Annotated in this window: 19 protein-coding genes and 1 tRNA gene; 13 read left to right on the top strand and 7 right to left on the bottom strand. The window is 60.9% G+C overall.

The genetic code is table 11. The features are described 5' to 3' along the window. Nucleotides 1-23: 23 nt before the first annotated feature. Nucleotides 24-398 (top strand): DUF2237 family protein, encoded by a 375-nt coding sequence (locus AC1D13_RS05565; RefSeq protein ID WP_457282751.1) that lies wholly within the window; start codon nucleotides 24-26, stop codon nucleotides 396-398. A 69-nt stretch (nucleotides 399-467) separates the two neighbouring features. Then, nucleotides 468-557: transfer RNA gene (locus tag AC1D13_RS05560), tRNA-Ser, on the top strand. Nucleotides 558-728: 171 nt separating this feature from the next. Here the strand turns inward: AC1D13_RS05560 and AC1D13_RS05555 are convergent. The 4 genes from AC1D13_RS05555 to AC1D13_RS05540 all read right to left on the bottom strand — a co-directional run bounded on the left by AC1D13_RS05555 (nucleotide 729) and on the right by AC1D13_RS05540 (nucleotide 4,416). After that, on the bottom strand, nucleotides 729-1,859 hold the full coding sequence (locus AC1D13_RS05555; RefSeq protein ID WP_457282750.1) for a branched-chain amino acid ABC transporter substrate-binding protein: 1,131 nt from the start codon (nucleotides 1,857-1,859) through the stop codon (nucleotides 729-731). Nucleotides 1,860-2,081: 222 nt separating this feature from the next. Beyond that, nucleotides 2,082-2,426, bottom strand: coding sequence for a hypothetical protein (locus tag AC1D13_RS05550; protein WP_457282749.1), 345 nt, complete (start codon nucleotides 2,424-2,426; stop codon nucleotides 2,082-2,084). Next, nucleotides 2,423-2,860, bottom strand: coding sequence for a DNA polymerase III subunit chi (locus AC1D13_RS05545; protein ID WP_457282748.1), 438 nt, complete (start codon nucleotides 2,858-2,860; stop codon nucleotides 2,423-2,425). Before AC1D13_RS05545 ends, AC1D13_RS05550 begins: the two co-directional genes overlap by 4 nt. After that, on the bottom strand, nucleotides 2,857-4,416 hold the full coding sequence (locus tag AC1D13_RS05540; RefSeq protein ID WP_477667333.1) for a leucyl aminopeptidase: 1,560 nt from the start codon (nucleotides 4,414-4,416) through the stop codon (nucleotides 2,857-2,859). The genes AC1D13_RS05545 and AC1D13_RS05540 overlap by 4 nt, the downstream gene beginning before the upstream one ends. 70 nt (nucleotides 4,417-4,486) lie before the next feature. Here AC1D13_RS05540 and lptF point away from each other — a divergent pair, with 70 nt between their 5' ends. From lptF to AC1D13_RS05510, 6 genes are all read left to right on the top strand, one after another. Further along, a complete protein-coding gene (lptF, locus tag AC1D13_RS05535; RefSeq protein ID WP_457282746.1) occupies nucleotides 4,487-5,611 on the top strand; it encodes an LPS export ABC transporter permease LptF in 1,125 nt (374 codons plus the stop codon). Further along, nucleotides 5,608-6,750: an LPS export ABC transporter permease LptG gene (gene lptG, locus AC1D13_RS05530; protein ID WP_457282745.1), complete on the top strand. Its 1,143-nt coding sequence runs from the start codon at nucleotides 5,608-5,610 to the stop codon at nucleotides 6,748-6,750. The genes lptF and lptG overlap by 4 nt, the downstream gene beginning before the upstream one ends. 15 nt (nucleotides 6,751-6,765) lie before the next feature. After that, nucleotides 6,766-7,143 carry a sirohydrochlorin chelatase gene (locus AC1D13_RS05525; protein WP_457282744.1) on the top strand — a complete coding sequence of 126 codons (378 nt, stop codon included), beginning with the start codon at nucleotides 6,766-6,768 and terminating at the stop codon, nucleotides 7,141-7,143. Between the two features lie 90 nt (nucleotides 7,144-7,233). Next, a complete protein-coding gene (locus tag AC1D13_RS05520) occupies nucleotides 7,234-8,178 on the top strand; it encodes a CysB family HTH-type transcriptional regulator (RefSeq protein WP_457282743.1) in 945 nt (314 codons plus the stop codon). 111 nt (nucleotides 8,179-8,289) lie between these two features. Next, nucleotides 8,290-9,465, top strand: a complete 1,176-nt coding sequence (locus AC1D13_RS05515; RefSeq protein WP_457282742.1) for a pyridoxal phosphate-dependent aminotransferase — start codon at nucleotides 8,290-8,292, stop codon at nucleotides 9,463-9,465. Between the two features lie 125 nt (nucleotides 9,466-9,590). Beyond that, complete coding sequence (locus AC1D13_RS05510; protein WP_457282741.1) at nucleotides 9,591-9,749, top strand: DUF3309 family protein; 159 nt, start codon at nucleotides 9,591-9,593, stop codon at nucleotides 9,747-9,749. A gap of 170 nt (nucleotides 9,750-9,919) precedes the next feature. Here AC1D13_RS05510 and hrpA read toward each other — a convergent pair whose 3' ends face one another. Both hrpA and AC1D13_RS05500 read right to left on the bottom strand, forming a co-directional pair. Then, nucleotides 9,920-13,900, bottom strand: a complete 3,981-nt coding sequence (hrpA, locus tag AC1D13_RS05505; RefSeq protein ID WP_477689119.1) for an ATP-dependent RNA helicase HrpA — start codon at nucleotides 13,898-13,900, stop codon at nucleotides 9,920-9,922. Between the two features lie 119 nt (nucleotides 13,901-14,019). Continuing rightward, nucleotides 14,020-15,240 carry a sensor domain-containing diguanylate cyclase gene (locus AC1D13_RS05500; protein WP_477689118.1) on the bottom strand — a complete coding sequence of 407 codons (1,221 nt, stop codon included), beginning with the start codon at nucleotides 15,238-15,240 and terminating at the stop codon, nucleotides 14,020-14,022. A gap of 238 nt (nucleotides 15,241-15,478) precedes the next feature. Here AC1D13_RS05500 and argA point away from each other — a divergent pair, with 238 nt between their 5' ends. The 5 genes from argA (at nucleotide 15,479) to AC1D13_RS05475 (ending at nucleotide 20,127) form a co-directional block, all read left to right on the top strand. Next, a complete protein-coding gene (gene argA / locus AC1D13_RS05495) occupies nucleotides 15,479-16,828 on the top strand; it encodes an amino-acid N-acetyltransferase (protein WP_457282738.1) in 1,350 nt (449 codons plus the stop codon). 71 nt (nucleotides 16,829-16,899) lie between these two features. Further along, nucleotides 16,900-17,148, top strand: a complete 249-nt coding sequence (locus AC1D13_RS05490; protein ID WP_457282737.1) for a DUF1272 domain-containing protein — start codon at nucleotides 16,900-16,902, stop codon at nucleotides 17,146-17,148. Next, nucleotides 17,145-17,777, top strand: coding sequence for a LysE family translocator (locus AC1D13_RS05485; protein ID WP_477667326.1), 633 nt, complete (start codon nucleotides 17,145-17,147; stop codon nucleotides 17,775-17,777). The genes AC1D13_RS05490 and AC1D13_RS05485 overlap by 4 nt, the downstream gene beginning before the upstream one ends. Nucleotides 17,778-17,944: 167 nt before the next feature. Further along, the gene (locus AC1D13_RS05480; RefSeq protein ID WP_457282735.1) at nucleotides 17,945-19,651 is read left to right on the top strand and encodes a PAS domain-containing hybrid sensor histidine kinase/response regulator; all 1,707 of its coding nucleotides are present in this window, start codon (nucleotides 17,945-17,947) and stop codon (nucleotides 19,649-19,651) included. Beyond that, nucleotides 19,648-20,127 (top strand): response regulator, encoded by a 480-nt coding sequence (locus tag AC1D13_RS05475; protein ID WP_457282734.1) that lies wholly within the window; start codon nucleotides 19,648-19,650, stop codon nucleotides 20,125-20,127. The genes AC1D13_RS05480 and AC1D13_RS05475 overlap by 4 nt, the downstream gene beginning before the upstream one ends. Nucleotides 20,128-20,182: 55 nt before the next feature. On the opposite strand, the gene AC1D13_RS05470 is transcribed toward AC1D13_RS05475, so the two are convergent. Then, nucleotides 20,183-21,094: a LysR family transcriptional regulator gene (locus tag AC1D13_RS05470; protein ID WP_477689117.1), complete on the bottom strand. Its 912-nt coding sequence runs from the start codon at nucleotides 21,092-21,094 to the stop codon at nucleotides 20,183-20,185. Between the last annotated feature and the right edge of the window lie 108 nt (nucleotides 21,095-21,202).

The following is a 21,202-nucleotide window of genomic DNA, read 5'->3' as shown; positions in this document are numbered from 1 at the left end:
ACGGGCTTTTCGCAGGCAAGACCATGAGCGCAAAAAACGTACTGGGCACGGATTTGGTGCCCTGCTCCTATGACCCGCTGACCGGCTATTTTCGGGACGGTTGCTGCAACACGGATGCGTCGGATGCGGGGTCCCACCTGGTATGCGTTCGCGTCACGCGTGAATTTCTGGCTTTTTCCGCCAGCCGCGGCAACGATCTTTCCACGCCGCAGCCTGTGTACCGCTTTGCGGGCCTTCAGCCGAATGACCGCTGGTGCCTGTGTGCCAACCGGTGGCGCGAAGCGCTGGAGGCCGGCTTTGCACCGCCTGTCGTGCTGGAGTCGACGCACAGCAAGGCGCTGGAATTCGTCTCCCTGGCCCAGCTGGAAAAGCACCGGTTCCAGGACGCACTCCACTGAGCCTGTTGCGCTTCGGGTGCAATTCCTGCCTCCGTCTGTTCGCAGCACTGCTATAATCGAAGGCTTCGCGGAAGGGTGGATGAGCGGTTTAAGTCACACGCCTGGAAAGCGTGCGTAGGGTTAAACCTACCGCGGGTTCGAATCCCGCCTCTTCCGCCAAACAGTCTCGTCGCCGTGAGTTTCCACACGGTGGCAAAAACTCCTAAAAGCCCAGCTTGCTGGGCTTTTTTGTGCCCGCTCCACTTTCGGCGCCTCATTTCCGGTCTTCCCGGGTTTTTGCCGGGCAAAAAAAAGCCACCTTGCGGTGGCTTTTTTGTTTGCGGTGAACGATTAGTTCAGAGCAGACTTCTTGCCGTCTTTGTAGACGTACAGGGTGATAGCGGGGTTCTTCAGTTCGCCATTGGGTTCAAAAGCGATCGTGGTGGTCACGCCCTTGAAATTGGTTTTAATCAGCTCAGGGGTGTAAACCTTTGGATCCCAGGATCCGGCGCGCTTCATGGCATCAACCAGAACGAAGGTCGCGTCATAGGTGTACGGGCTGTAAACCTGGAACTGCTTCGGATACTTGGCTTCGTAGCGCTTCATCCAGGCTTCGCCGCCTGGCATTTTGGCCAGCGATGCGCCGCCTTCAGCGCAAACCACGTTGCCGATGGTCTTGGCGCCTGCAGTCAGCTTGGCAAGTTCTGCGGTGCAGATGCCGTCGCCGCCGAAGTACTTGACGTTGCCCATGCCGAGTTGTTCCATCTGGCGCAGCATTGGGCCGCCTTGTGGGTCCATGCCGCCGAAGAAGATCGCGTCAGGTGCTTTGGCCTTGATGGCGGTCAGGATGGCCATGAAGTCGGTAGCCTTGTCGGTGGTGAACTGCTCGTCAACCACGGTCATGCCTTTTGCCAGGGCCGTTTTCTTGAACACTTCAGCAACGCCCTGGCCGTAAGCCGTACGGTCGTCAATGATGGCGACTTTCTTCAGCTTCAGCGTGTCGGCAGCATAAAAAGCCAGGCCAGCGCCAAGGGCGTTGTCATTGGCAATGATGCGGTAGGTGGTTTTGTAGCCTGGCTTGGTCAGGTTGGGGTTGGTTGCAGCGCCCGTGACGTGGGGAATGCCGCAATCGTTGTAGACCTTGGAAGCGGGAATGGTGGTTCCGGAATTCAGGTGGCCGACCACGCCGGCGACTTTGGAGTCGCACAGCTTTTGTGCAGCGGCGGTGCCCTGTTTTGGATCAGCGGCGTCATCTTCAGCAACAATTTCAAACTTGACCTTTTTGCCGCCGATGACCACGTTTTGCGCGTTCAGGTCTTCGATGGCCATGCGCACGCCGTTTTCATTGTCTTTGCCGTAATGGGCTTGCGAGCCGGACAGCGGCGCCACGTGACCGATCTTGATCACTGCGTCTTGGGCAGAGGCAAAACCCGCTACTGCAGCGAGAGCAGCCACTACTGTCAGTTTTAATTTCATTTGCATAAAAAACACTCCGATTAGGAAATTACCGTTAAAGGTTGAGAACAATTTTTTTACTCAACGGGGCCGAACATAACGCAATTTCCGGGCCCGCACCATAGCAACGTCCCTAGGTTAAATTCCGATAAGGGGGTTTACCCGGGGAGCAGATTGCCTTATGTGAACTTGTGTTTCAAGGGTTGGGCACAGCGAAAAAGCATCTGTGCAGACAGCCGCTCGCGCATCCTATGCGTCCGTGTTTGGCGGTGCCGCTTCGTGCTTCAAAGCCTGGCTCACAGATTGACGGACAACGTCCTCAATTTCTTCGCGCAGACGTGGAACCAGGGTTTGCGTGTGCTCCAGGATAAGTTGCCCTACGACCTCCCGCAAACGCCGCTCAAGAACCAGGTTCACCCGCTGCAGCACGCGTTGCACCATCTGCTCCTGAAGCTCTGCAGAAGCGGTAGACGGCGGCACCGGCAAACCAGTCCTGGCTGGTTCAGGCGGCGCAGCCGGCATCGGTGCAGGCATGGGCCGCACGACTTCCGTCAGCGTCGGCACAAACCGCGGCGGTGCGGGCGGGCGGTTCATGCGCCCTCCCCGGCCGTCGCAAGGTCATGGCGTTTCATGGCATAGCCCCTGTCGGTGTAGTGCTTCCACCGGCTTCGCGCTGCAAGACGGTCATCGTCGGCCTGCGCCACAACTTCGATAAAACGTTCGAAGCGTTCAAATTCGGCGGGAATGCCATGCCCCAGATTGACCAGTACGCCGTAATGCGGGCAGTCCTTGAGCGACTCGGCCAGCACCACCGGCGTTGCCGCCAATGTACTTTGGGGGGCGCCCGCACGGCAATGCGGCACAAATTCCGCAGGCGAAAAACTCCAGATCAACTGGTCCAGTTCCGCCAGCACCGCCGCATCCCCCGTCACCACAACGCTGGCGCCGCTCAGGTAGGCCTTGCGAAGTAACCGGCAGCTGTAGGCCAGCTTGTCCGGCACATTGAAGTGAAAGGCGATTTCGGTCATGCCCGGGTTTTGGATGCGGATTTGCGCCTGGAAACTGTTTTGGCTTTTTTGCCCGATGCTTGGGCCGAAGTCCCTGCCCTGGCAGGCACCACCTGGTCCAGCAGGTAGTCCAGCAGTAGCGGCACCGGCCTGCCGGTCGCACCTTTGGCGGCTCCGCCTTTCCAGGCCGTACCGGCAATGTCCAGGTGCGCCCATGGAAAACTGGCTGTAAACCGCTGCAGGAACTTGGCCGCGGTCACCGCACCCGCGGCACGCCCCGCCACGTTGGCGACATCTGCAAAATTGGTCTTGAGTCCTTCGGCATAATCGTCATCCAGTGGCATCCTCCAGCACAGGTCCAGGGACGATTCGCCTGCCGTCGACAACGCCTCGGCCAAGGTGTCGTCGCTGGAGAAAAGCCCGCTGCGCACGCCGCCCAGGGCAATCACGCAGGCGCCGGTCAGCGTCGCGATGTCCACCACCGCCCGGGGCTTGAAGCGCTCAGCGTAGGTCAATGCGTCGCAGAGCACCAGCCGCCCTTCGGCGTCGGTGTTCAGGATCTCAATGGTCTGCCCGCTCATGCTGGTCACCACATCGCCGGGCTTGATGGCGCGGCTGCCCGGCATGTTTTCGCAAGCGGGAATCAGGCCTACCACATTGAGCGCCGGCCGCAGCTCTGCCAGCGCCCGGAAGGTGCCCAGAACGCCGGCGGCACCGCACATGTCGAACTTCATCTCGTCCATTTCGGCCGCGGGCTTGATGGAGATGCCGCCCGTGTCAAAGGTGATGCCTTTGCCAACGAGTACGACGGGCGCCTCGGCCCTGGCCGCCCCCTCATAGCGCAGAACGATAAAACGTAACGGCTCGGCCGAACCCTGCGCCACGGCCATGAAGGAGCCCATACCGAGTTTGGCGACCTCTTTGGGGCCCAACACCTCCACCTTGATGCCGCGCAGCTTGCCCAGTTCCCTGGCAGCGCCGGCCAGAAGCGTCGGTGTCGCGTGGTTGGCCGGACGGTTCGCCCACTCCTTGGCAAATTCAATGCCCTTGATCAGCGCTGCGCCTTTGTCAATGCCGGGTCGCGCGATTTGGGCACTTGCGGCGTCATTCACGGCAACCACCACCCGTTGCAACCTGCCGGGGCCGGCTTTTGTGTTCTTGGCGGCTTTGGACTTGGTGGTAGCGTAGGTATAAGTGGCATCACCGCAAGCGACCACGGCCGCGCGCACGGCTTCAGCTCGAAGACCGCCCACGGCACCGAAGCAAATGGTCAGGTGCTGCACGTTCGCAGCCTTCAGGGCGCCCAGGCCGGCACTGACGGCGGTACGAACGTTTTTGGCGCTGGCATCCCCGACGCCCGCCAATACGACCCGCCTGGCAGTGATGCCGGGGGCGCGGTACGTGCTCAGGAGCTTGCCCGGCTTGGCCTCAAAGTCCCCCGACTTGATCGCCAGCGATGCGAGCACAGAAAGAGGGTCATTGCCGGAGCCCGGATCCTGGGGTACGAGAACCAGCAGCGCGTCGGTTTTTTCACTGCAAATACGGGTGGGTGTCAGTGTTTTGAGTTCAAAGTCCATAATTCAGGGTCTGGTAAATAAACCAAAGTAAAACAAAAAATAAAACGAAGCCAAGGCAGATATTCAGTCAATGTTATTCCAATCCACGATTCGCAAAGAGCTGGCACGCAGTTTTGGGGCCACGCTGGTGGTCCTGGTCACCATCGTGATGACCATTGTTCTGATCCGCACCCTGGGCCAGGCATCGCGCGGTTTCATCAATCCGCAGGACGTCATGCTGTTCATGGCCTACTCGGCGCTGGGACGCCTGCCGACCATCCTCACGCTGTCGCTGTTTATTGCGATGGTCAGTACCTTGTCGCGCATGTACCGCGACAGCGAAATGGTGGTGTGGTTCACCAGCGGTCAGGGCCTGTCGGGTTTTCTGCGGCCGCTTTTCCGTTTTGCATGGCCTGTCCTGCTGGTCATCACGCTGATGGCTCTTTTTGTTTGGCCCTGGACCAACCAGCAAACCAAAGACATGCAAAGCCGCTATGAGCAGCGCGGCGACCTTGACCGCATTGCCCCTGGCCAGTTCCAGGAATCCTCCAGCGGCAACCGGGTTTTCTTCATCGACCGCGACCTGGCGGGCGAGCGCTCCAGCAACAACGTCTTCATCGCTGCGACCGAAAAGGGCAAGAGTTCCATCACCACGGCCCGCTCGGGCCGCATCGAGGCCAGAGGTGACGCGCAGTTCCTCATGCTCGAAAACGGCCAGCGCCTGGAAAACGTGATCGGGCAATCGGCGCTCAAAATCAGCGACTTCGAAGAGTACGGCACCAAAACCGGCGATAACAATCCGCTGACCGAAAACGCACCGGAAGCCAAACTGCTGTCCACCCGCTCCCTGATCAAGGCGCCGACCCGCGGCAACCTCAGCGAGCTGGCGTGGCGGCTGGGGCTGGCGCTGGCATCCATCAATTTTGTCGTGCTGGCGGTGGCCCTGGCCAGCGTGAATCCGCGCGGTGGCCGCAGCGGCAACATGATCTTTGTGCTGCTGACGTTTGTGGTCTACAACAACCTGGTCAACCTCGGACAAAGCTGGATTTTTGTGGGCCTCATCAGTTTCAGCAACTTCCTGCTGGCGCTGCATGGCGGCGTCCTGCTGCTGGCCCTGGCCTGGCTATCCAAGCGGCAGTTCAACTGGACGCTGCGGCCCGCCCGGCGCATCAACCGTACACCGCTGGCCGTACGTGACAGTGAAAGCCACGCATGAAAACCATACGCCGCCTGATCTACGGTGAAGTGCTGGCTGCCATCGCCCTGGTGGCACTGGGCTTCCTGGCCCTGTTCTTCTTTTTTGACCTGGTCGATGAACTGCAATACCTCGGCAAGAGCAGCGGCATCAACGCAGCCGATATCTACCAGATCAGGCACGCATTGTTGTATGTAGGCCTGCTGATTCCCAATCATTTGTACGAGCTGCTGCCGATCTCCGTCCTGATCGGCACCATCTTTGTGATGGCCCGGCTGGCACAGAGCTCCGAATACACCATCCTGCGCACCAGCGGACTCGGCCCCTGGCGCGCGCTGAAGTTGCTGCTGGTCCTGGGGGCGCTGTTCGTGGTGTTCAGTTTCGCCGTGGGCGATTATGTGGCGCCTGCCAGCGAACGGGCCGCACAGCTGCTCAAGGCGCGCTACCAGAACAAGATCACCATCGGCCAAACCGGTGCCTGGCTGAAGGAAAAGCAGGCCTACAACACCTTTGTGGTCAATGTGAGGGCGCTTACTCCCGACAACGAAATGCAGGGTGTGCAGATTTTCGAGTTCAACAACAAGGGATTGATCGTCTCCACCACACAGGCGCCGCTGGCAGCGTTCACCGCCGGCGATGCCTGGGAATTGAACCAGGCCACGCGCGCAGAGTTTGATGTTCCAGCCGGCGCCAGCAGCGCCGCCAAACCCGGAGGCAGCGCCAAGGTCAACCGCACAGTGCTAAAGAGCTTTCGCTGGCCTACCGAAATCAGCGCTGAAATGGTTTCGGTGGCGCTGCTCAAGCCTGAGCGCATGGGCACCATTGACCTGTTCAATTACGTCCGTCACCTGGACGCCAATGGGCAGACCGCGCAACGCTATGAAATAGAGTTCTGGAAAAAAGTCTTTTACCCGCTCAGCTGCCTGGTGATGGTGATTCTGGCGCTGCCTTTTGCCTACCTTCACTTTCGCTCCGGCGGCATCGCCGGCTACGTGTTCGCCGGTGTGATGATCGGCATCAGCTTCTTCCTGCTCAACAACGTGTTCGGCTATATCGGCAACCTGCGAAACTGGCAGCCCTGGCTTGCGGCTGCCACGCCAGGCCTGCTTTATATGGCCGTCTCGCTGGGCGCGTTTGGCTGGCTGGTGCTCAGGCGTTAACGGACGCTACCGTTCATGACGTCCCTGGCCCATACGCCGCGCGGCATCATCCTGCTTGCCCATGGCTCGCGCGACCCGCAGTGGCGCGACCCCATTGAGGCGGTTGCCGCTCAAGTCCGTCTCCGCGAGCCCGGCACCCCTGTCAGTTGCGCCTACCTGGAGCTCTGCCCACCTTCATTGCCTGAAGCCGCTACAAATTTAATAGCTTCTGGCGCCCGCCATATAAGGGTGTTTCCGCTTTTCTTTGGTATAGGCAAGCACGCCCGGGAAGACTTGCCGCTGCTGGTCGAACGCGTCAGGTTGGCACATCCAGGCGTAGAAGTCGAGCTTCTGCCTGCAGCCGGGGAATACCGCGAATTGACCGCACTTATGGCCAGCATTGCCTTGTCATAACCGTGGAGGCATGGCGCATCGGTACGGCGGTTGGGCTCCTCTTTAGCGTAAAACAGGCATAATAAAACCAATAATTAGCCTGAATTCGATATGAACCTTCACCAATTCCGCTTCGTCCAGGAGGCCATCCGGCGCAACCTGAACCTGACAGAGACCGCCAAGGCCCTGCACACCTCGCAGCCCGGCGTATCCAAGGCCATCATCGAGCTTGAAGAGGAACTCGGCGTCGAAATCTTTGCACGGCACGGCAAACGCCTCAAGCGCGTGACGGAACCCGGGGAACACGTCCTCAAAAGCATTGAACTCATCATGCGCGAAGTCGGCAACCTGCGCCGCATTGGCGAGCAGTTTTCTGCCCAGGACAGCGGCACCCTCTCCATTGCCACCACCCATACGCAAGCCCGTTATGTGCTTCCGCAGCCCGTTGCCAAGCTGCGTGAAGCCTTTCCCAAAGTCAATGTCAGCCTGCACCAGGGCTCTCCCGACCAGGTGGCGCGCATGGTGCTTGATGAGGTGGCCGAAATCGGCATCGCGACCGAATCATTGACGCAGTACGAAGACCTGGTGACCCTGCCCTGCTACGAATGGCAGCACATGCTGGTCATTCCTGTTGACCATCCGTTGGCCAAAAAAGACAACATCACGCTGGAAGACCTGGCGCAAGAACCCCTGATCACTTACCACCCGTCTTTCACCGGCCGTACCAAGATCGACCTGGCGTTTGCCGCCAAGCGCCTGCAGCCGCGCATTGCGCTCGAGGCGATTGACTCCGACGTCATCAAGACCTATGTGCGCCTGGGACTGGGCGTGGGCATCGTCGCAGAAATGGCCATCAAGGAAGACGGCACCAACAGCGACCTGATTGCCATCGCGGCCGGCCCGCTGTTCGGTATCAACGTAGCCCGCGTGGCCTTTAAGCGCAGCGCCTACCTTCGCAATTTCGTCTATAAATTCGCCGAACTGCTCAGCGACAAGCTGGACCGCGCCCTGATCACCAAGGCCATGGCTGGCCGTGTCAATGACTATGAGGTTTGACTCCCCCCCGTGGCGGGCTTCGCCCGCCTCCCCCTCAGGGGGCGCCGCAAGCGGCCCGGCAAAGCCGGTTCCGCCGCGGCCGCTTGCAAAAGAAACACATCCAGCCCAATCATGACCATGATCCTCGAACGAACTCCAGATCTCAAAACCAAGCTGCCCGCTGTCGGCACCACCATCTTCACGGTGATGTCCACACTGGCTGCTGAAAAAGGCGCTGTCAACCTGGGCCAGGGATTTCCTGATTTTGAGTGTGACCCACAGTTGGTCAACGCCGTCACGGACGCGATGACAAAAGGCCTGAACCAGTACCCGCCCATGACGGGCGTTCCGGCGCTGCGCGAAGCCATCTCAGCCAAGGTGGCCAAACTTTACGGTCACCGCTACGACGCCAACACCGAGATCACCATTACCGCGGGCGCCACGCAGGCCATCATCACGGCCATCCTGGCTGTCGTTCACCCCGGCGACGAGGTCATCGTGCTGGAGCCCTGCTACGACAGCTACGTGCCCAACATCGAGCTGGCCGGTGGCGTCGTGGTGCGCGTTCCCCTCACGCCCGGTACCTTCCGGCCCGACTTCGACAAAATTTCCGCAGCGATCACATCCAGGACACGGGCGATCATCGTCAACTCGCCCCACAACCCGAGCGCCACGGTATGGACCGAGGCCGACATGCTCACGCTGCAGGACATTCTGGCGCCCACTGACGTCCTGCTGATCAGCGACGAAGTCTATGAGCACATGGTGTTCGATGCGGCCCAGGGACGCATCCATCAAAGCGCCGCACGTTTTCCCGGCCTTGCCGCGCGTGCGTTCATTGTCAGCAGCTTTGGCAAGACTTACCACGTCACCGGCTGGAAGGTCGGCTACGTGGCCGCACCCGCAGCACTGACCACCGAGTTCCGCAAGGTGCACCAGTTCAACGTCTTCACCGTGAATACCCCTGTGCAATACGGGCTTGCCGCGTACATGGCCGATGCGCAGCCTTACCTGGACCTGCCGGCCTTCTACCAGCGCAAGCGCGACCTCTTTCGCGAAGGCCTTGCCAAAACCCGCTTCAAGCTGTTGCCCAGCGAAGGCAGCTACTTCCAGTGCGTGGACATCTCCGACGTGAGTGACCTGGACGAAGCCGGGTTCTGCAAATGGCTGACCACTGAAATCGGCGTGGCGGCGATTCCCCTGTCGGCGTTTTACGGCAACGGCTTTGACCAGCGCGTGGTGCGGTTCTGTTTTGCCAAAAAAGACGAAACATTGAACACGGCGCTGCAGCGCCTGGCCAAGTTGTAAACGCGGCAAGCCTCGCATGTAAGCCAAGGCTGTCAGTATTTGCCGACGGCTGGACAGGCGTTCATCCTGCTTGTTTGCGCCCCGCACCGGGAAAGAATCACTTCACATAACAAGGAGTGCTTCAAATGTCCCTATCCCTTATCCTGCTGATCGTTCTTATTCTTATCCTGGTCGGCGCTTTGCCTACCTGGGGCCACAGCCGCAGCTGGGGTTACGGGCCCAGCGGGGGTGTCGGCCTGGTGGTGTTGATCCTGGTCATCCTGCTGCTGATGGGACGCATCTAGTCCGCACCTTCCGTTGGTGATTCACCAGGAAAAATGGCCTTGCATTGCAAGGCCATTTTTTTGCGCTCCCATCTCACAAGCCTGTTTCAACTATTCAGTTGCTGCCACGCTTTTTAGCGGCGGCATAACAAGCCTTCGGCAGTTGTTAGCCTTCGCCGAAAGGTCTGGACTCAGCTATTGAGCTGAGCCCAGACCTTTTCTAACCGCTTAATGCTGACCGGCTGCGGTGTGCGCAGCTCCTGCGCAAAAAAGCTCACACGCAGCTCTTCCAGCAACCAGCGGAATTCCTGCATGCGCGCATCCACCGCGCCTTTTCGCTCAGCCACCAGCCGCCAGTAACGCTGCTCCTGCGGTCGCAACTCGGTCATCCGTGCGGCATCACGTGCCGGGTCGGCGCGCCATTTTTCCAGCCGCAACGTGATGGCCTTGAGGTAGCGTGCGAAATGCTGCAGTTGCCCATAAGGTGTGGCCGTCAGAAAGCGCTTGGGTACGAGGCGCTGCAGTTGCTGGGCGGCATCTGCCGCGGCTTCGGCGGCATTTTTCGTGTCCTTGATCTTGCGTTGGGCCACAGCGAACTCGGTCAGGATGCCGGCAGCCAGCCGGGCCACCTCGCTGGCAATCAAGGTCAGGCGCCCTCGCCCATCGTCGATGCGTTTTTTGAACTCGGCTTCGTGCGTCGGCAACGGGTCGAGCAAAAAGGCACGGTCCAGCGCCACTTCGATGATCTGCTCGCGCAATTCCTCCAGCGTACCGCCGCCAGAGTTGTCGGCGGCACGGCCCACCAGCATGTAGCTGGTGGCCGTTTTCTGAAGTTCAGGCAGGTTCTTTTCCAGGTACTTCAGCGCATCCTTGATTTGCAGGGAGAACAGCCGGCGCAAGCCGGCGCGGTGCTTCGCGGCCGCCACGTCGGGTTCGTCAAACACCTCGATCGTCACCGCATCGCCCAAATCAATGAGCGCCGGAAACCCTATCAGCGTCTGCGAACCCTTGCGGATTTCCATCAGCTCCGGCAACTCGCCAAAGCTCCAGCTGGTGTAGCGCTCCGGCGCTCTGGGTGCTATCTTTTCAGGAGCTGCTTGCGCACGTCCTGATTGGGCCGGAGGCCGATTTGATACTGAATTTTCGGTGGATACCGTCTTTTCGGCCTCAGACTCGGGTGCTTTTGCCAGGTTTTTGAGTCCCGCCAGCGCCTGGAAGGCACCCCGTGCCTGCGAGCCCAGTTCGCCCTTGAGCGCGCCCAGGTTGCGGCCCGCGCCCAGCTGGCGCCCGTGCTCGTCGACCACGCGGAAGTTCATGAACAGGTGCGGGGGCAGCATATCCAGCTTCATGTCATTGCGCTTGACGTCCAGCGAGGTCGCATCGCGCACCAGCTTGAGCACCGCATCGGTCAGCGAGCCGCTGCCGAACACCTCGGGTTGCAACAGTTGCTCCGTCATACGCGTGGCCGTCTCGGGCAAGGGCACCAGCCGCGAGCGCGGGCGCTGGTGCAGCGTCTTGATCAGCGCCTGCACCTTGTCCTTGAGCATGCCCGGCACCAGCCACTCGCAGCGCTCTTCATTGACCTGGTTGAGAGCGAACAGCGGCACATCCACCGTCACGCCATCGCGCGCGTCGCCGGGTTCGTGCAGGTAAGTGACCCAGCAATCCACACCACCCATTCGCAGTGTCTTGGGAAACGACTGCGTAGTGATGCCGGCAGCCTCATGCCGCATCAGTTCTTCACGCGTCAAGAGCAGGAGCTGCGGCTGCTTTTTGACTTCCTCCTTGTACCAATGTTCGCAACTTGCACCACTGTGTACGTCAGCCGGGAGTTGCTGGTCATAAAAAGCGTAGATCAGTTCCTCGTCCACCAGCACGTCCTGGCGCCTGGCTTTGTGTTCCAGATCCTGCACCTGCTGGATCAGCTTCAGGTTCGCCGCGAGGAAAGGCAGCTTGGTGTCCCAGTTCCCGGCCACCAGTGCTTCACGGATGAATATCTCGCGCGCCGTGACCGGGTCGACACGGCCGAAATTGACGCGCCGCCCGTTATAGACCACCAGGCCGTAAAGCGTGGCACGCTCCAGCGCCGTCACCTGCGCAGCCTTTTTCTCCCAGTGCGGGTCCAGCAGCTGCTTGGCTAAAAGATGCCCAGCCACCTGTTCTATCCAGGCCGGGTCAATGTTGGCAATGCCACGGCCAAAAAGGCGTGTGGTTTCCACCAGCTCGGCCACCACAATCCAGCGGCCCGGCTTTTTGCTCAGGCGTGCGCCGGGGTGGCGGTAGAACTTGATGCCGCGTGCACCCAGGTACCAGTCTTCCTCGTCGCTCTTGCAGCCGATGTTGCCGAGCAGGCCGCACAGCATCGATAAATGAAGCTGCTCATAGCTGGCAGGCTTGTCGTTCAGGACCCATTTCTGTTCGCCCACAACCGTATGCAGCTGCGAATGGATGTCGCGCCATTCACGCACGCGGCGGATATTGACGTAGTTCTCGCGCAGCAGGTTCTCATACTGGCGGTTTGACAGTTTATGGTCGGTGCCGTGGCCGCCACGCGCGTCGCCCAGCCATTTCCACAGCTTCAGGTAACCACTGAACTCGCTCTTCTCATCATCGAACTTGGCATGCTGCTGGTCGGCTTGGGCCTGTTTGTCCATGGGGCGGTCGCGCACATCCTGCACACTGAGCGCACTGGCGATCACCAGTACCTCGTCGAGCGCGTTGCGGTCCTTGGCTTCCAGAATCATGCGGCCCACGCGGGGGTCCAGCGGCAGTTTGGCCAGCGTGCGGCCGACGCCGGTGAGCTCGTTGTCTTCGTCCACCGCGCCCAGCTCGGCCAGCAGCTGGTAGCCGTCGGCAATGGCGCGGCGCTGCGGCGGCTCGATAAAGGCAAACTCTTCCACATTGCCCAGGTGCAGCGCCTTCATGCGCAAAATCACCGAAGCCAGCGAACTGCGCAGGATTTCAGGGTCTGTGAAAGGCTGGCGGCCCTGGAAGTCCTTTTCGTCGTAAAGGCGTATGCAAATGCCATCGGCCACCCGGCCGCAGCGGCCTGCACGCTGGTTGGCCGCGGCCTGCGACACCGGCTCCACCATGAGCTGCTCGACCTTGTTGCGAAAGCTGTAGCGCTTGACGCGCGCCGTGCCCGCATCCACCACGTAGCGAATGCCCGGAACAGTCAGCGAGGTTTCGGCCACGTTGGTGGCCAGCACGATGCGCCGCCCACTGTGGCCGTCAAAAATGCGGTCCTGCTCGGCCTGGCTCAGGCGCGCGAACAGCGGCAGCACCTCGGCGTTGCGCGTCAGCGGCTGGTGCGCCAGGTGCTTGCGCAAGTGGTCAGCCGCCTCGCGGATCTCGCGCTCTCCGGGCAGGAAAACCAGGATGTCGCCTGCGCTGTGCGGGCTCAGCCAGAGCTCGTCGACTGCGTCAGCAATTGCATCGTTCAGGTCGTGCTCGCGTGACTCCTCAAACGGCCGGTAGCGCTGTTCGACGGGAAACATGCGGCCCGACACCATGATGACCGGCGCCGGAATTTTTGACCCCCACGCTCCGCGCTGCGCGTCGTCGCTGCCCCCCGAGGGGGCGTCGCCCGGCTTGGGGCGGCCCGGCGCCGGGGCGGCAGAAGCAAAGTAATCCGCAAACCGCTGCGCATCAATCGTCGCCGAGGTGATGACCACCTTGAGGTCGGGCCGGCGCGGCAGCAGCTGGCGCAGGTAGCCCAGCAGAAAGTCGATGTTCAGGCTGCGCTCATGGGCCTCGTCGATGATGATGGTGTCGTAGGCCTTGAGCAGCGGGTCGGTCTGCGTCTCGGCCAGCAAAATACCGTCGGTCATCAGCTTGACGGAGGCGTCGCGGCTCAGACGGTCCTGGAAGCGCACCTTGTAGCCCACCACGTCGCCCAGCGGCGTTTTCAACTCCTCCGCGATGCGCTTGGCCACGCTGGACGCGGCAATACGGCGCGGCTGGGTATGGCCTATCAGGCGGCCCTGTCCGGCCGGGTAATTGAGCTTGCCGCGCCCCATGGCCAGCGCAATCTTGGGCAGTTGGGTGGTTTTACCCGAGCCAGTTTCGCCACAGACAATGATGACCTGGTGGGCCGCCATGGCGGCGGTGATTTCGTCGCGTTTGCCCGAAACGGGCAGCGACTCTGGAAAGGTAATGGCGAGGGGAGACAAGGATGGAGGCGAAGAAAAAGGCAAGCAGAGCAGGATAAAAGCGGCAGCAGCGCTGCCAGAGCGCTCAATTATCGGGTGTTCCAGCCCGCAGCGGACCGGCTATGGTTATGGCGCCGCGATCAGGCCGCCAGCACAGGCAAGTCGACGGCTTCCCCACTGGTCTCGTCAAACCACGCAATGCGGCTCGGGTAGCTCAGCGCGGTGCGCGACATGCCTCGCCCTATGCTCACTGCCGAAGAGGCGCGCGCATCGGATTTGGAGACCCGCAGCACGCCAAGGCCGACCTCGGCAACCCAGCGCGTCTGCTGGTTCCCTACCAAATCACCCTCCAGTGTGGTGTTAAGCACCACCGGCCGCGCCAGGGCGGCCTGGACCCTGCGCGCCAGGTGGATCAGCTGGCCGCTGTCATGGCAATTGCGCATCAGCAGCAAAAACCCGTTCTCTTCCAGGCGCCCCATTTCCACATGCGCGGGTACGGTGCGGCGCAACCGGCCGGCACATACAAACAGTGCGTGGTTGGCGGCCGCATGGCCATAGAGCTTTTCCAGCACATAAAGATTGGCCACCGACACCACAATCACGCCCAGCGGCACGGGTTCATCGCGGTAACGCCTGAAGGCCGCCTCCAGCATGTTGCCGGTTTCGCTGTGCGAGCGCATGCGTGTGACCGGGTCGTAGCTGGGGCCGTGTGCCATGGCCCGGTTCAACTCGATCAGGTAGGAATAACGGGTCCAGAGCACAGCCGCCATGGTGGCCAGATAACACGTGCCGGCGACAGCGGTCACCGCGTGCACCTGCCACGGCACATGGGCACGGTCCAGTGCCACCCAGCTCAGCCCCGCAATGGCCACCAGCATGAAGGAGACGCCCGAGACGGCCACCCAGGCCAGGCGATCCCCCCGCACGGCGCTGCGAAGACTGAGCGCCATTGCCACCAGCCCCAGAAAACACGCCACCGCCAGGCTCAGCGCCAGGGCGTGGCGCGGGCTCAATGCCCAGCCAGCCGCGATACTCAGAAGAGCCAGGCTCGCCAACCAGGTCAAGGCGCGCCGGGCCGAGTCCGGATTGCGCAGGATGCCAAGAATGGAAAACAGCAGGTAAGCCAGTAGCGCAGAGACCACGCTGGCCACATGGGCCAGGAAACGGTCCAGAAGATCGGCGTTCTCGATCGGCAATCCGCCCAGGAAGGCCACCACAAAAAACGTCGAGGCGATTGCCGAGACAGCCGCATTGACGGCAATGCGCCGCAGGGACCGGATATAGGCAAATGCTGAACCGGCCAGCATCAGGCTGGCTGACCCGAAATAGCAGCCCCAAAACCCGATCGCGTATTTGTCCATGAACCCGAACCATACCCCGCCGCCCCTCATTAAGCAAACCCTCAAATGCAGTACGCCGGCAAAAAGCACACCCTCGCCAAAGCCGGCATTTGCATCCCTCAGGCCGGCTGTGTCTCCCTTACACTCACTGAACTTTTTCCGTTTACCGGGGAAACAGCGCCCAGGGAGACCGCTTGCCACCTTCCGCGCCGTCCCCGGCTGCCCTTGACCCGCCACAACCGATCCCGAAAGCGCGCCCATGTCTGCCGTCTTCAATTTCACCTTTGTGCCCTGGTTCCGTTCAGTCGCACCCTACATACACACCCACCGCGGTAAAACGTTCGTCGTAGGCATTGCAGGCGAAGCGATTGCGGCGGGCAAGCTCCAGCACATTGCCCAGGACCTGGCACTGATCCAGAGCATGGGCGTGAAGATCGTGCTGGTGCACGGCTTTCGCCCGCAGGTCAACGAGCAGCTCAAGGCCAAGGGGCACGCCGCAAAATATTCGCACGGCATGCGTATCACGGACGAAGTCGCGCTCGACTGTGCCCAGGAAGCCGCCGGCCAGCTGCGCTATGAGATTGAGGCGGCCTTCAGCCAGGGCCTGCCCAACACCCCCATGGCCGGCTCCACGGTACGGGTGATTTCGGGCAATTTCATCACCGCGCGGCCGGTCGGCATCCTCGACGGTGTGGACTTCAAACACTCGGGCCTGGTGCGCAAGGTGGACACCGCCGCCATCGGCCGTGTGCTGGATTTCGGCGCCATGGTGCTGCTCTCGCCTTTCGGCTTCTCACCCACCGGCGAAGCCTTCAATCTGACCATGGAAGAAGTCGCCACCTCGGTGGCCATCGCCATGCAGGCCGACAAGCTGATTTTCCTGAGCGAAATTCCCGGCATACGCATCCACCACGACCAGCCGGAAAGCGAAGACAACCCCATCGACACCGAGCTGCCGCTGGCCGCCGCCGAAAAACTGCTGGCCACCCTGCCCAACGGCGAACGTCCCACCGACACCGCGTTTTACCTGCAGCACTGCGTCAAGGCCTGCAAGGCCGGCGTGGAACGCAGCCACATCCTGCCCTTCGCGGTAGACGGCGCGCTGCTCCTGGAAATCTATGTGCACGACGGCATCGGCACCATGGTGATCGACGAAAAACTCGAAGAACTTCGCGAAGCCACGGAAGACGACGTGGGCGGCATCCTGCAGCTGATCGAGCCTTTTGAAAATGACGGCACGCTCGTCAAGCGCAGCCGCACCGAAATCGAGCGTGACGCCGCCAACTACAGCATCATCGAACACGACGGCGTAATCTTTGCCTGTGCGGCGCTTTACCCCTACCCCGAAGCCAAAACGGCTGAAATGGCGGCGCTCACCGTGTCGCCGCAAAGCCAGGGCCAGGGTGACGGCGAGAAAATCCTCAAGCGTATAGAGCAACGCGCCCGCGCCGCCGGCCTGCAAAGCATCTTTGTGCTGACCACCCGCACCATGCACTGGTTCATCAAGCGCGGCTTCGTGCAGGTAGACCCGGACTGGTTGCCCGAAGGCCGCAAGCGCAAATACAACTGGGACCGCAAGAGCCAGGTGCTGGTCAAGAAGTTGTCATAGGGGCTTTCCCCTTGAACGGTTTTTCTTTAGCATCCGGTGACTCCCGTCCCATCTACACAGGAAACCCCAGCATGCTCCAGCTCCGCCCCAACTGCGAATGCTGCAACCGCGACCTGCCCGCCGAGTCGCCCGACGCCCGCATCTGCACCTTTGAATGCACGTTCTGTGTTGACTGCGTCACCACCAAGCTCAAAGGGGTCTGCCCCAACTGCGGCGGTGAATTCACCACGCGGCCGCGCCGCCCGGCCGACATGCTGGCCAAGTACCCGCCTTCGAAAGAGCGTGTTTTTAAACCTCAGGGTTGCGGAGCCGCACCATGAACACCGCCACCCTGCTGCTTTTTTCCATCGTGGCACTGGTGGCTATTGCCACGCCCGGCCCCACCGTCCTGCTGGCGCTGGCCAATGGTTCGCGCTACGGCGTGCGCCGCTCCGTGCCCGGCATGCTGGGGGCCGTGGTGTCCGACTTTGTGCTGGTAGGCGCCGTAGCTCTCGGTCTGGGTGCGCTGCTGGCGGCCTCCGAGTTCTGGTTCTCGGTGCTCAAGTGGGCAGGCGCGGTCTACCTGGCCTGGTTGGGCATTCGCCTGCTGCGCTCACGCGGCGGATTTGAAATCCCCGCCGAAGGCACTGCCGGCACGCAACACGGCAGCCGCGCAATTTTCATGAAGTCCTTCCTGGTGGCCGTGACCAACCCCAAGGGTTACCTCTTTTGCTCAGCCCTGCTCCCGCAGTTCATTGACCCGGCTGCGGCCCAGGCACCGCAATACCTCGCCATTTCGCTGGTATTCGCCGGCATCGATTTTTCCGTCATGTTCGGCTATGCCTTCATAGGCGCACGCGCAATACGCCTGCTCAAGGCCTCGGCCACACGCTGGATAGACCGCGCTTGCGGCGGCGCGCTGCTGGCGCTGGCGGGCTCGCTGGCGTTCTACCGCCGGGCAAACAGCTAGGGTCGCACGGCCCCGCTATGTGCGCTGGCGCACGGACTTTTCAGGCAAGACCTGTACACTGCCGGAGTCTTTGCAAAGACTTCACTTATCCCCGGCCAGGATTCTGGAAGCGCCGCCCATAGTCGGCGCTTCGCAGGGTCGTCGTTACTTTTACAGAAACATGGCCCATGTCACCTATTACCAGCCTGAGCGTTCTTGACGCCATTGCCAAAGCCGATGGCATAGAGGTCAAGCGCCAGGAAGCACTGCTCAAGACAGGCGCATTGCAGACGGCCATCCTGACGAGCGAAAATTTCTCGATCATCGCAACCGACGAAAAAGGCATCATCCAGCTCTTCAACGTCGGTGCCGAACGCATGCTGGGTTATATGGCGGCTGAAGTCGTCAACAAGATCAACCCCAGCGACATCCATGATCCGCAGGAAGTGATGGCCCGGGCCCAGGCGCTGAGCCTGGAGCTCGCCACCACCATCACGCCCGGCTTCGAGGCGCTGGCATTCAAGGCCTCGCGCGGCATTGAAGACATTTACGAGCTGACCTATATCTGTAAAGACGGCAGCCGCTTTCCGGCCATCGTGTCCATCACCGCATTGCGCGACGATTTCGGCACCATCATCGGCTACCTGCTGATCGGCACCGACAACTCGGTACGCAAGCAGGTCGAAGTGGCCTTGAAGGAAGCGATGGCCGTGGCCGAGAAGGCCAACCTCGCCAAATCGGACTTCCTGTCCAGCATGAGCCACGAGTTGCGCACACCGCTCAGCGCCATCCTCGGATTTGCGCAGCTGATCGAATCCGGCACGCCGCAACCCACGCCCTCGCAAAAACGCAGTGTGGACCAGATCCTCCAGGCCGGCTGGTATCTGCTGGAATTGATCAACGAAATCCTGGACCTGGCATTGATCGAGTCCGGCAAGCTGTCGCTGTCGCTGGAACCTGTGTCGCTGGCCGAGGTCATGCTTGAATGCGAGACCCTGATCGAGTCACAGGCCGGCAAGCGCGGCATTACCGTGACCTTTCCAAAATTCCCTGTGCCCTGCTTCGTGAATGCCGACCGCACCCGGCTCAAGCAGGTACTAATCAACCTGCTGTCGAACGCGATCAAGTACAACACCAGTAGTGGAACGGTCTTGATCAACTGCGTGGATCTGCCGCAAAAGCGCATCCGTATCTGCATTGAGGACACGGGTGAAGGCCTGAACCCTGCCAAGATCGACCAGCTTTTTCAGCCCTTCAACCGCCTGGGCCAGCAAGCCACCACCGAACAAGGTACGGGCATTGGGCTGGTGATGACCAAACGCCTGATCGAGCTGATGGGTGGCGTCATCGGCGTCGAGAGCGTTGTCGGAAAAGGCAGTGTGTTCTGGATTGAAATGGACGTGACCGACGAAATTGCATTGCGAACAGAGCTGGCAGCCCTGGCACCGATCCTGCAAAGCCAGGTGGCTACCGATCCACGTGCCCATACACTTCTGTACGTAGAAGACAACCCGGCCAACCTGATGCTGGTGGAAGACCTCATCGCGCGCCGCTCCGACATCCGGCTGCTGTCGGCCCGTGACGGCATCAGCGGCATCGCGATGGCCAAGGCCTCGCAGCCGGACATCATCCTGATGGACATCAACCTGCCGGGCATCAGCGGCATCAAGGCGGTACAGATTCTGTGTGCCGATCCGTTGACAGCACACATTCCGGTGGTGGCGCTCAGCGCCAATGCCATACCCCGTGACATTGAAAAAGGCATGGAAGCCGGCTTCTTTCGCTACCTCACCAAGCCCATCAGGATCAATGAATTCATGGACACCCTGGACCTGGCGCTGGCATTTTCCAAAACAAAGTCCATGCAGGCCTCCGTGCCGGAAAAAACCGCATGAACACCGAATTCGACATCCTGAACGGCAGCATCCTGGTGGTGGACGACCAGCCCGTCAATGTGCAGTTACTCGAACAGCTGCTGGCAGGCGCCGGCTATACCCAGGTCAGGTCCACCATGAATTCGCTGGAGGTAGCCGCGCTGCACGCAGAGCACCGCTACGACCTGATCCTGCTCGACCTGAAAATGCCCGGCATGGACGGCTTCCAGGTGATGGAAGCACTCAAGGAAGACCAGCACGACAAATACCTCTCTGTCATCGTGCTGACCGCGGAGCCGGCCCACAAGCTGCGCGCCTTGCAGGCCGGCGCCAAGGATTTCATCAGCAAACCGTTTGACCTGGTCGAAGTCAAGACGCGCATCCACAATGCGCTGGAAGTGCGCCTGCTGTATAAAAAGCTGGAAAACTACAGCAAGCTGCTGGAGCTGGCCATGCAGCAGAGCACCGCAGAAACCGACGAAGCGCGAAGCCGCTAATAGCGTCTGGCTGGACCAGGCGGCCAGGCCCATCCCTCTAGTCTGCGGCCCGCATTTACTGCTTGAGCTTTTCAAGCAGGAAGTCGATGAACAAGCGCACCCGCAAGGGCACGTGCCGGCCGTGCGGGTATAGCAATGAAAACGGCCGTGACCGCCCCACAAAGGGCTGCAACACCTCTTGCAGCCGGCCCTGGCGCAAGTCTTCTTCGACGATAAAACGGTAAGTCTGCAGCAGGCCCGCGCCATGCCGGGCCAGCGTCACCCCACCCAGCAGGTCTTCCGAGCAGCAGTACCCACCGCTGGTAGCCACCTCCAGTTCCTTGCCCGCCTGGCTGAACAGCCACGGGATTTTCTGACCACTGCTGGGCAACAAAAACTGGATGCAGTCATGCTGCTGCAAGGCCTCCAGCGAGGTTGGGGTTCCCGCCTGCTGCAGGTACGAGGGCGCGGCCACCACCACCAACGCGGCATCTTCGAGCTTGCGCGCGACCAGACTGGAGTCGGGCTGCGCGCGCCCGCGTATGGCCAGGTCGTAGCCCTCGTCGGCAAAGTTGACATTGCGGTTGCTCAGGTTGACCTCAACCTGCACCGCTGGATGAAGAGCCCGAAAAGCCGGCAGCAGAGGCAGCACGCGGTAGTGCCCGTAAGGCGTGGGCAGGCTGATGCGCAGCACGCCGGCAGGCACCAATTGCTGGCCCGTGGCTTCGCGCTCGGCCTCCACCAGCTGCCCCAGGGCCTGCCGCGCCTGCTCAAAATAAGCGCGACCGGCCTCGGTCAGCCGTATCTGCCGCGTCGTGCGCGTGAAGAGCCGCACGCCCAGCCTTTCCTCCAGACGCGACACCGAGCGGCTCACAGCGGCAGGCGTGAGGCCGGCACTGGTTGCCGCCGCCGTGAAGCTGCTGAGCTCTGCCGCAAGGCAAAAAAGCTCAATACTTCCCAGCTGAAGATCATCAAATTGACGGTTCATGGTTTTGATTTTCTGTGGATTATCTATTACGCCATGTAACTTATGAAGTTAACCAACATCCATTTATCTCTCCAAACATCATCAATAGCATGAGGCCTTCCCAACTAA

This window comes from Polaromonas sp. P1_E12 (assembly GCF_056405975.1).
Note: the sequence above shows the minus strand (reverse complement) of the source record. Positions and strands in the feature narration are given on the sequence as shown.

Bases quoted from the DNA above. Each gene is read 5' to 3' on its own strand.
- AC1D13_RS05565 (WP_457282751.1), top strand. From the start codon at position 24: ATGAGCGCAAAAAACGTACTGGGCACGGATTTGGTGCCCTGCTCCTAT.
- AC1D13_RS05555 (WP_457282750.1), bottom strand. From the start codon at position 1,859: ATGCAAATGAAATTAAAACTGACAGTAGTGGCTGCTCTCGCTGCAGTA.
- AC1D13_RS05550 (WP_457282749.1), bottom strand. From the start codon at position 2,426: ATGAACCGCCCGCCCGCACCGCCGCGGTTTGTGCCGACGCTGACGGAA.
- AC1D13_RS05545 (WP_457282748.1), bottom strand. From the start codon at position 2,860: ATGACCGAAATCGCCTTTCACTTCAATGTGCCGGACAAGCTGGCCTAC.
- AC1D13_RS05540 (WP_477667333.1), bottom strand. From the start codon at position 4,416: ATGGACTTTGAACTCAAAACACTGACACCCACCCGTATTTGCAGTGAA.
- lptF (WP_457282746.1), top strand. From the start codon at position 4,487: ATGTTATTCCAATCCACGATTCGCAAAGAGCTGGCACGCAGTTTTGGG.
- lptG (WP_457282745.1), top strand. From the start codon at position 5,608: ATGAAAACCATACGCCGCCTGATCTACGGTGAAGTGCTGGCTGCCATC.
- AC1D13_RS05525 (WP_457282744.1), top strand. From the start codon at position 6,766: ATGACGTCCCTGGCCCATACGCCGCGCGGCATCATCCTGCTTGCCCAT.
- AC1D13_RS05520 (WP_457282743.1), top strand. From the start codon at position 7,234: ATGAACCTTCACCAATTCCGCTTCGTCCAGGAGGCCATCCGGCGCAAC.
- AC1D13_RS05515 (WP_457282742.1), top strand. From the start codon at position 8,290: ATGACCATGATCCTCGAACGAACTCCAGATCTCAAAACCAAGCTGCCC.
- AC1D13_RS05510 (WP_457282741.1), top strand. From the start codon at position 9,591: ATGTCCCTATCCCTTATCCTGCTGATCGTTCTTATTCTTATCCTGGTC.
- AC1D13_RS05500 (WP_477689118.1), bottom strand. From the start codon at position 15,240: ATGGACAAATACGCGATCGGGTTTTGGGGCTGCTATTTCGGGTCAGCC.
- argA (WP_457282738.1), top strand. From the start codon at position 15,479: ATGTCTGCCGTCTTCAATTTCACCTTTGTGCCCTGGTTCCGTTCAGTC.
- AC1D13_RS05490 (WP_457282737.1), top strand. From the start codon at position 16,900: ATGCTCCAGCTCCGCCCCAACTGCGAATGCTGCAACCGCGACCTGCCC.
- AC1D13_RS05485 (WP_477667326.1), top strand. From the start codon at position 17,145: ATGAACACCGCCACCCTGCTGCTTTTTTCCATCGTGGCACTGGTGGCT.
- AC1D13_RS05480 (WP_457282735.1), top strand. From the start codon at position 17,945: ATGTCACCTATTACCAGCCTGAGCGTTCTTGACGCCATTGCCAAAGCC.
- AC1D13_RS05475 (WP_457282734.1), top strand. From the start codon at position 19,648: ATGAACACCGAATTCGACATCCTGAACGGCAGCATCCTGGTGGTGGAC.
- AC1D13_RS05470 (WP_477689117.1), bottom strand. From the start codon at position 21,094: ATGAACCGTCAATTTGATGATCTTCAGCTGGGAAGTATTGAGCTTTTT.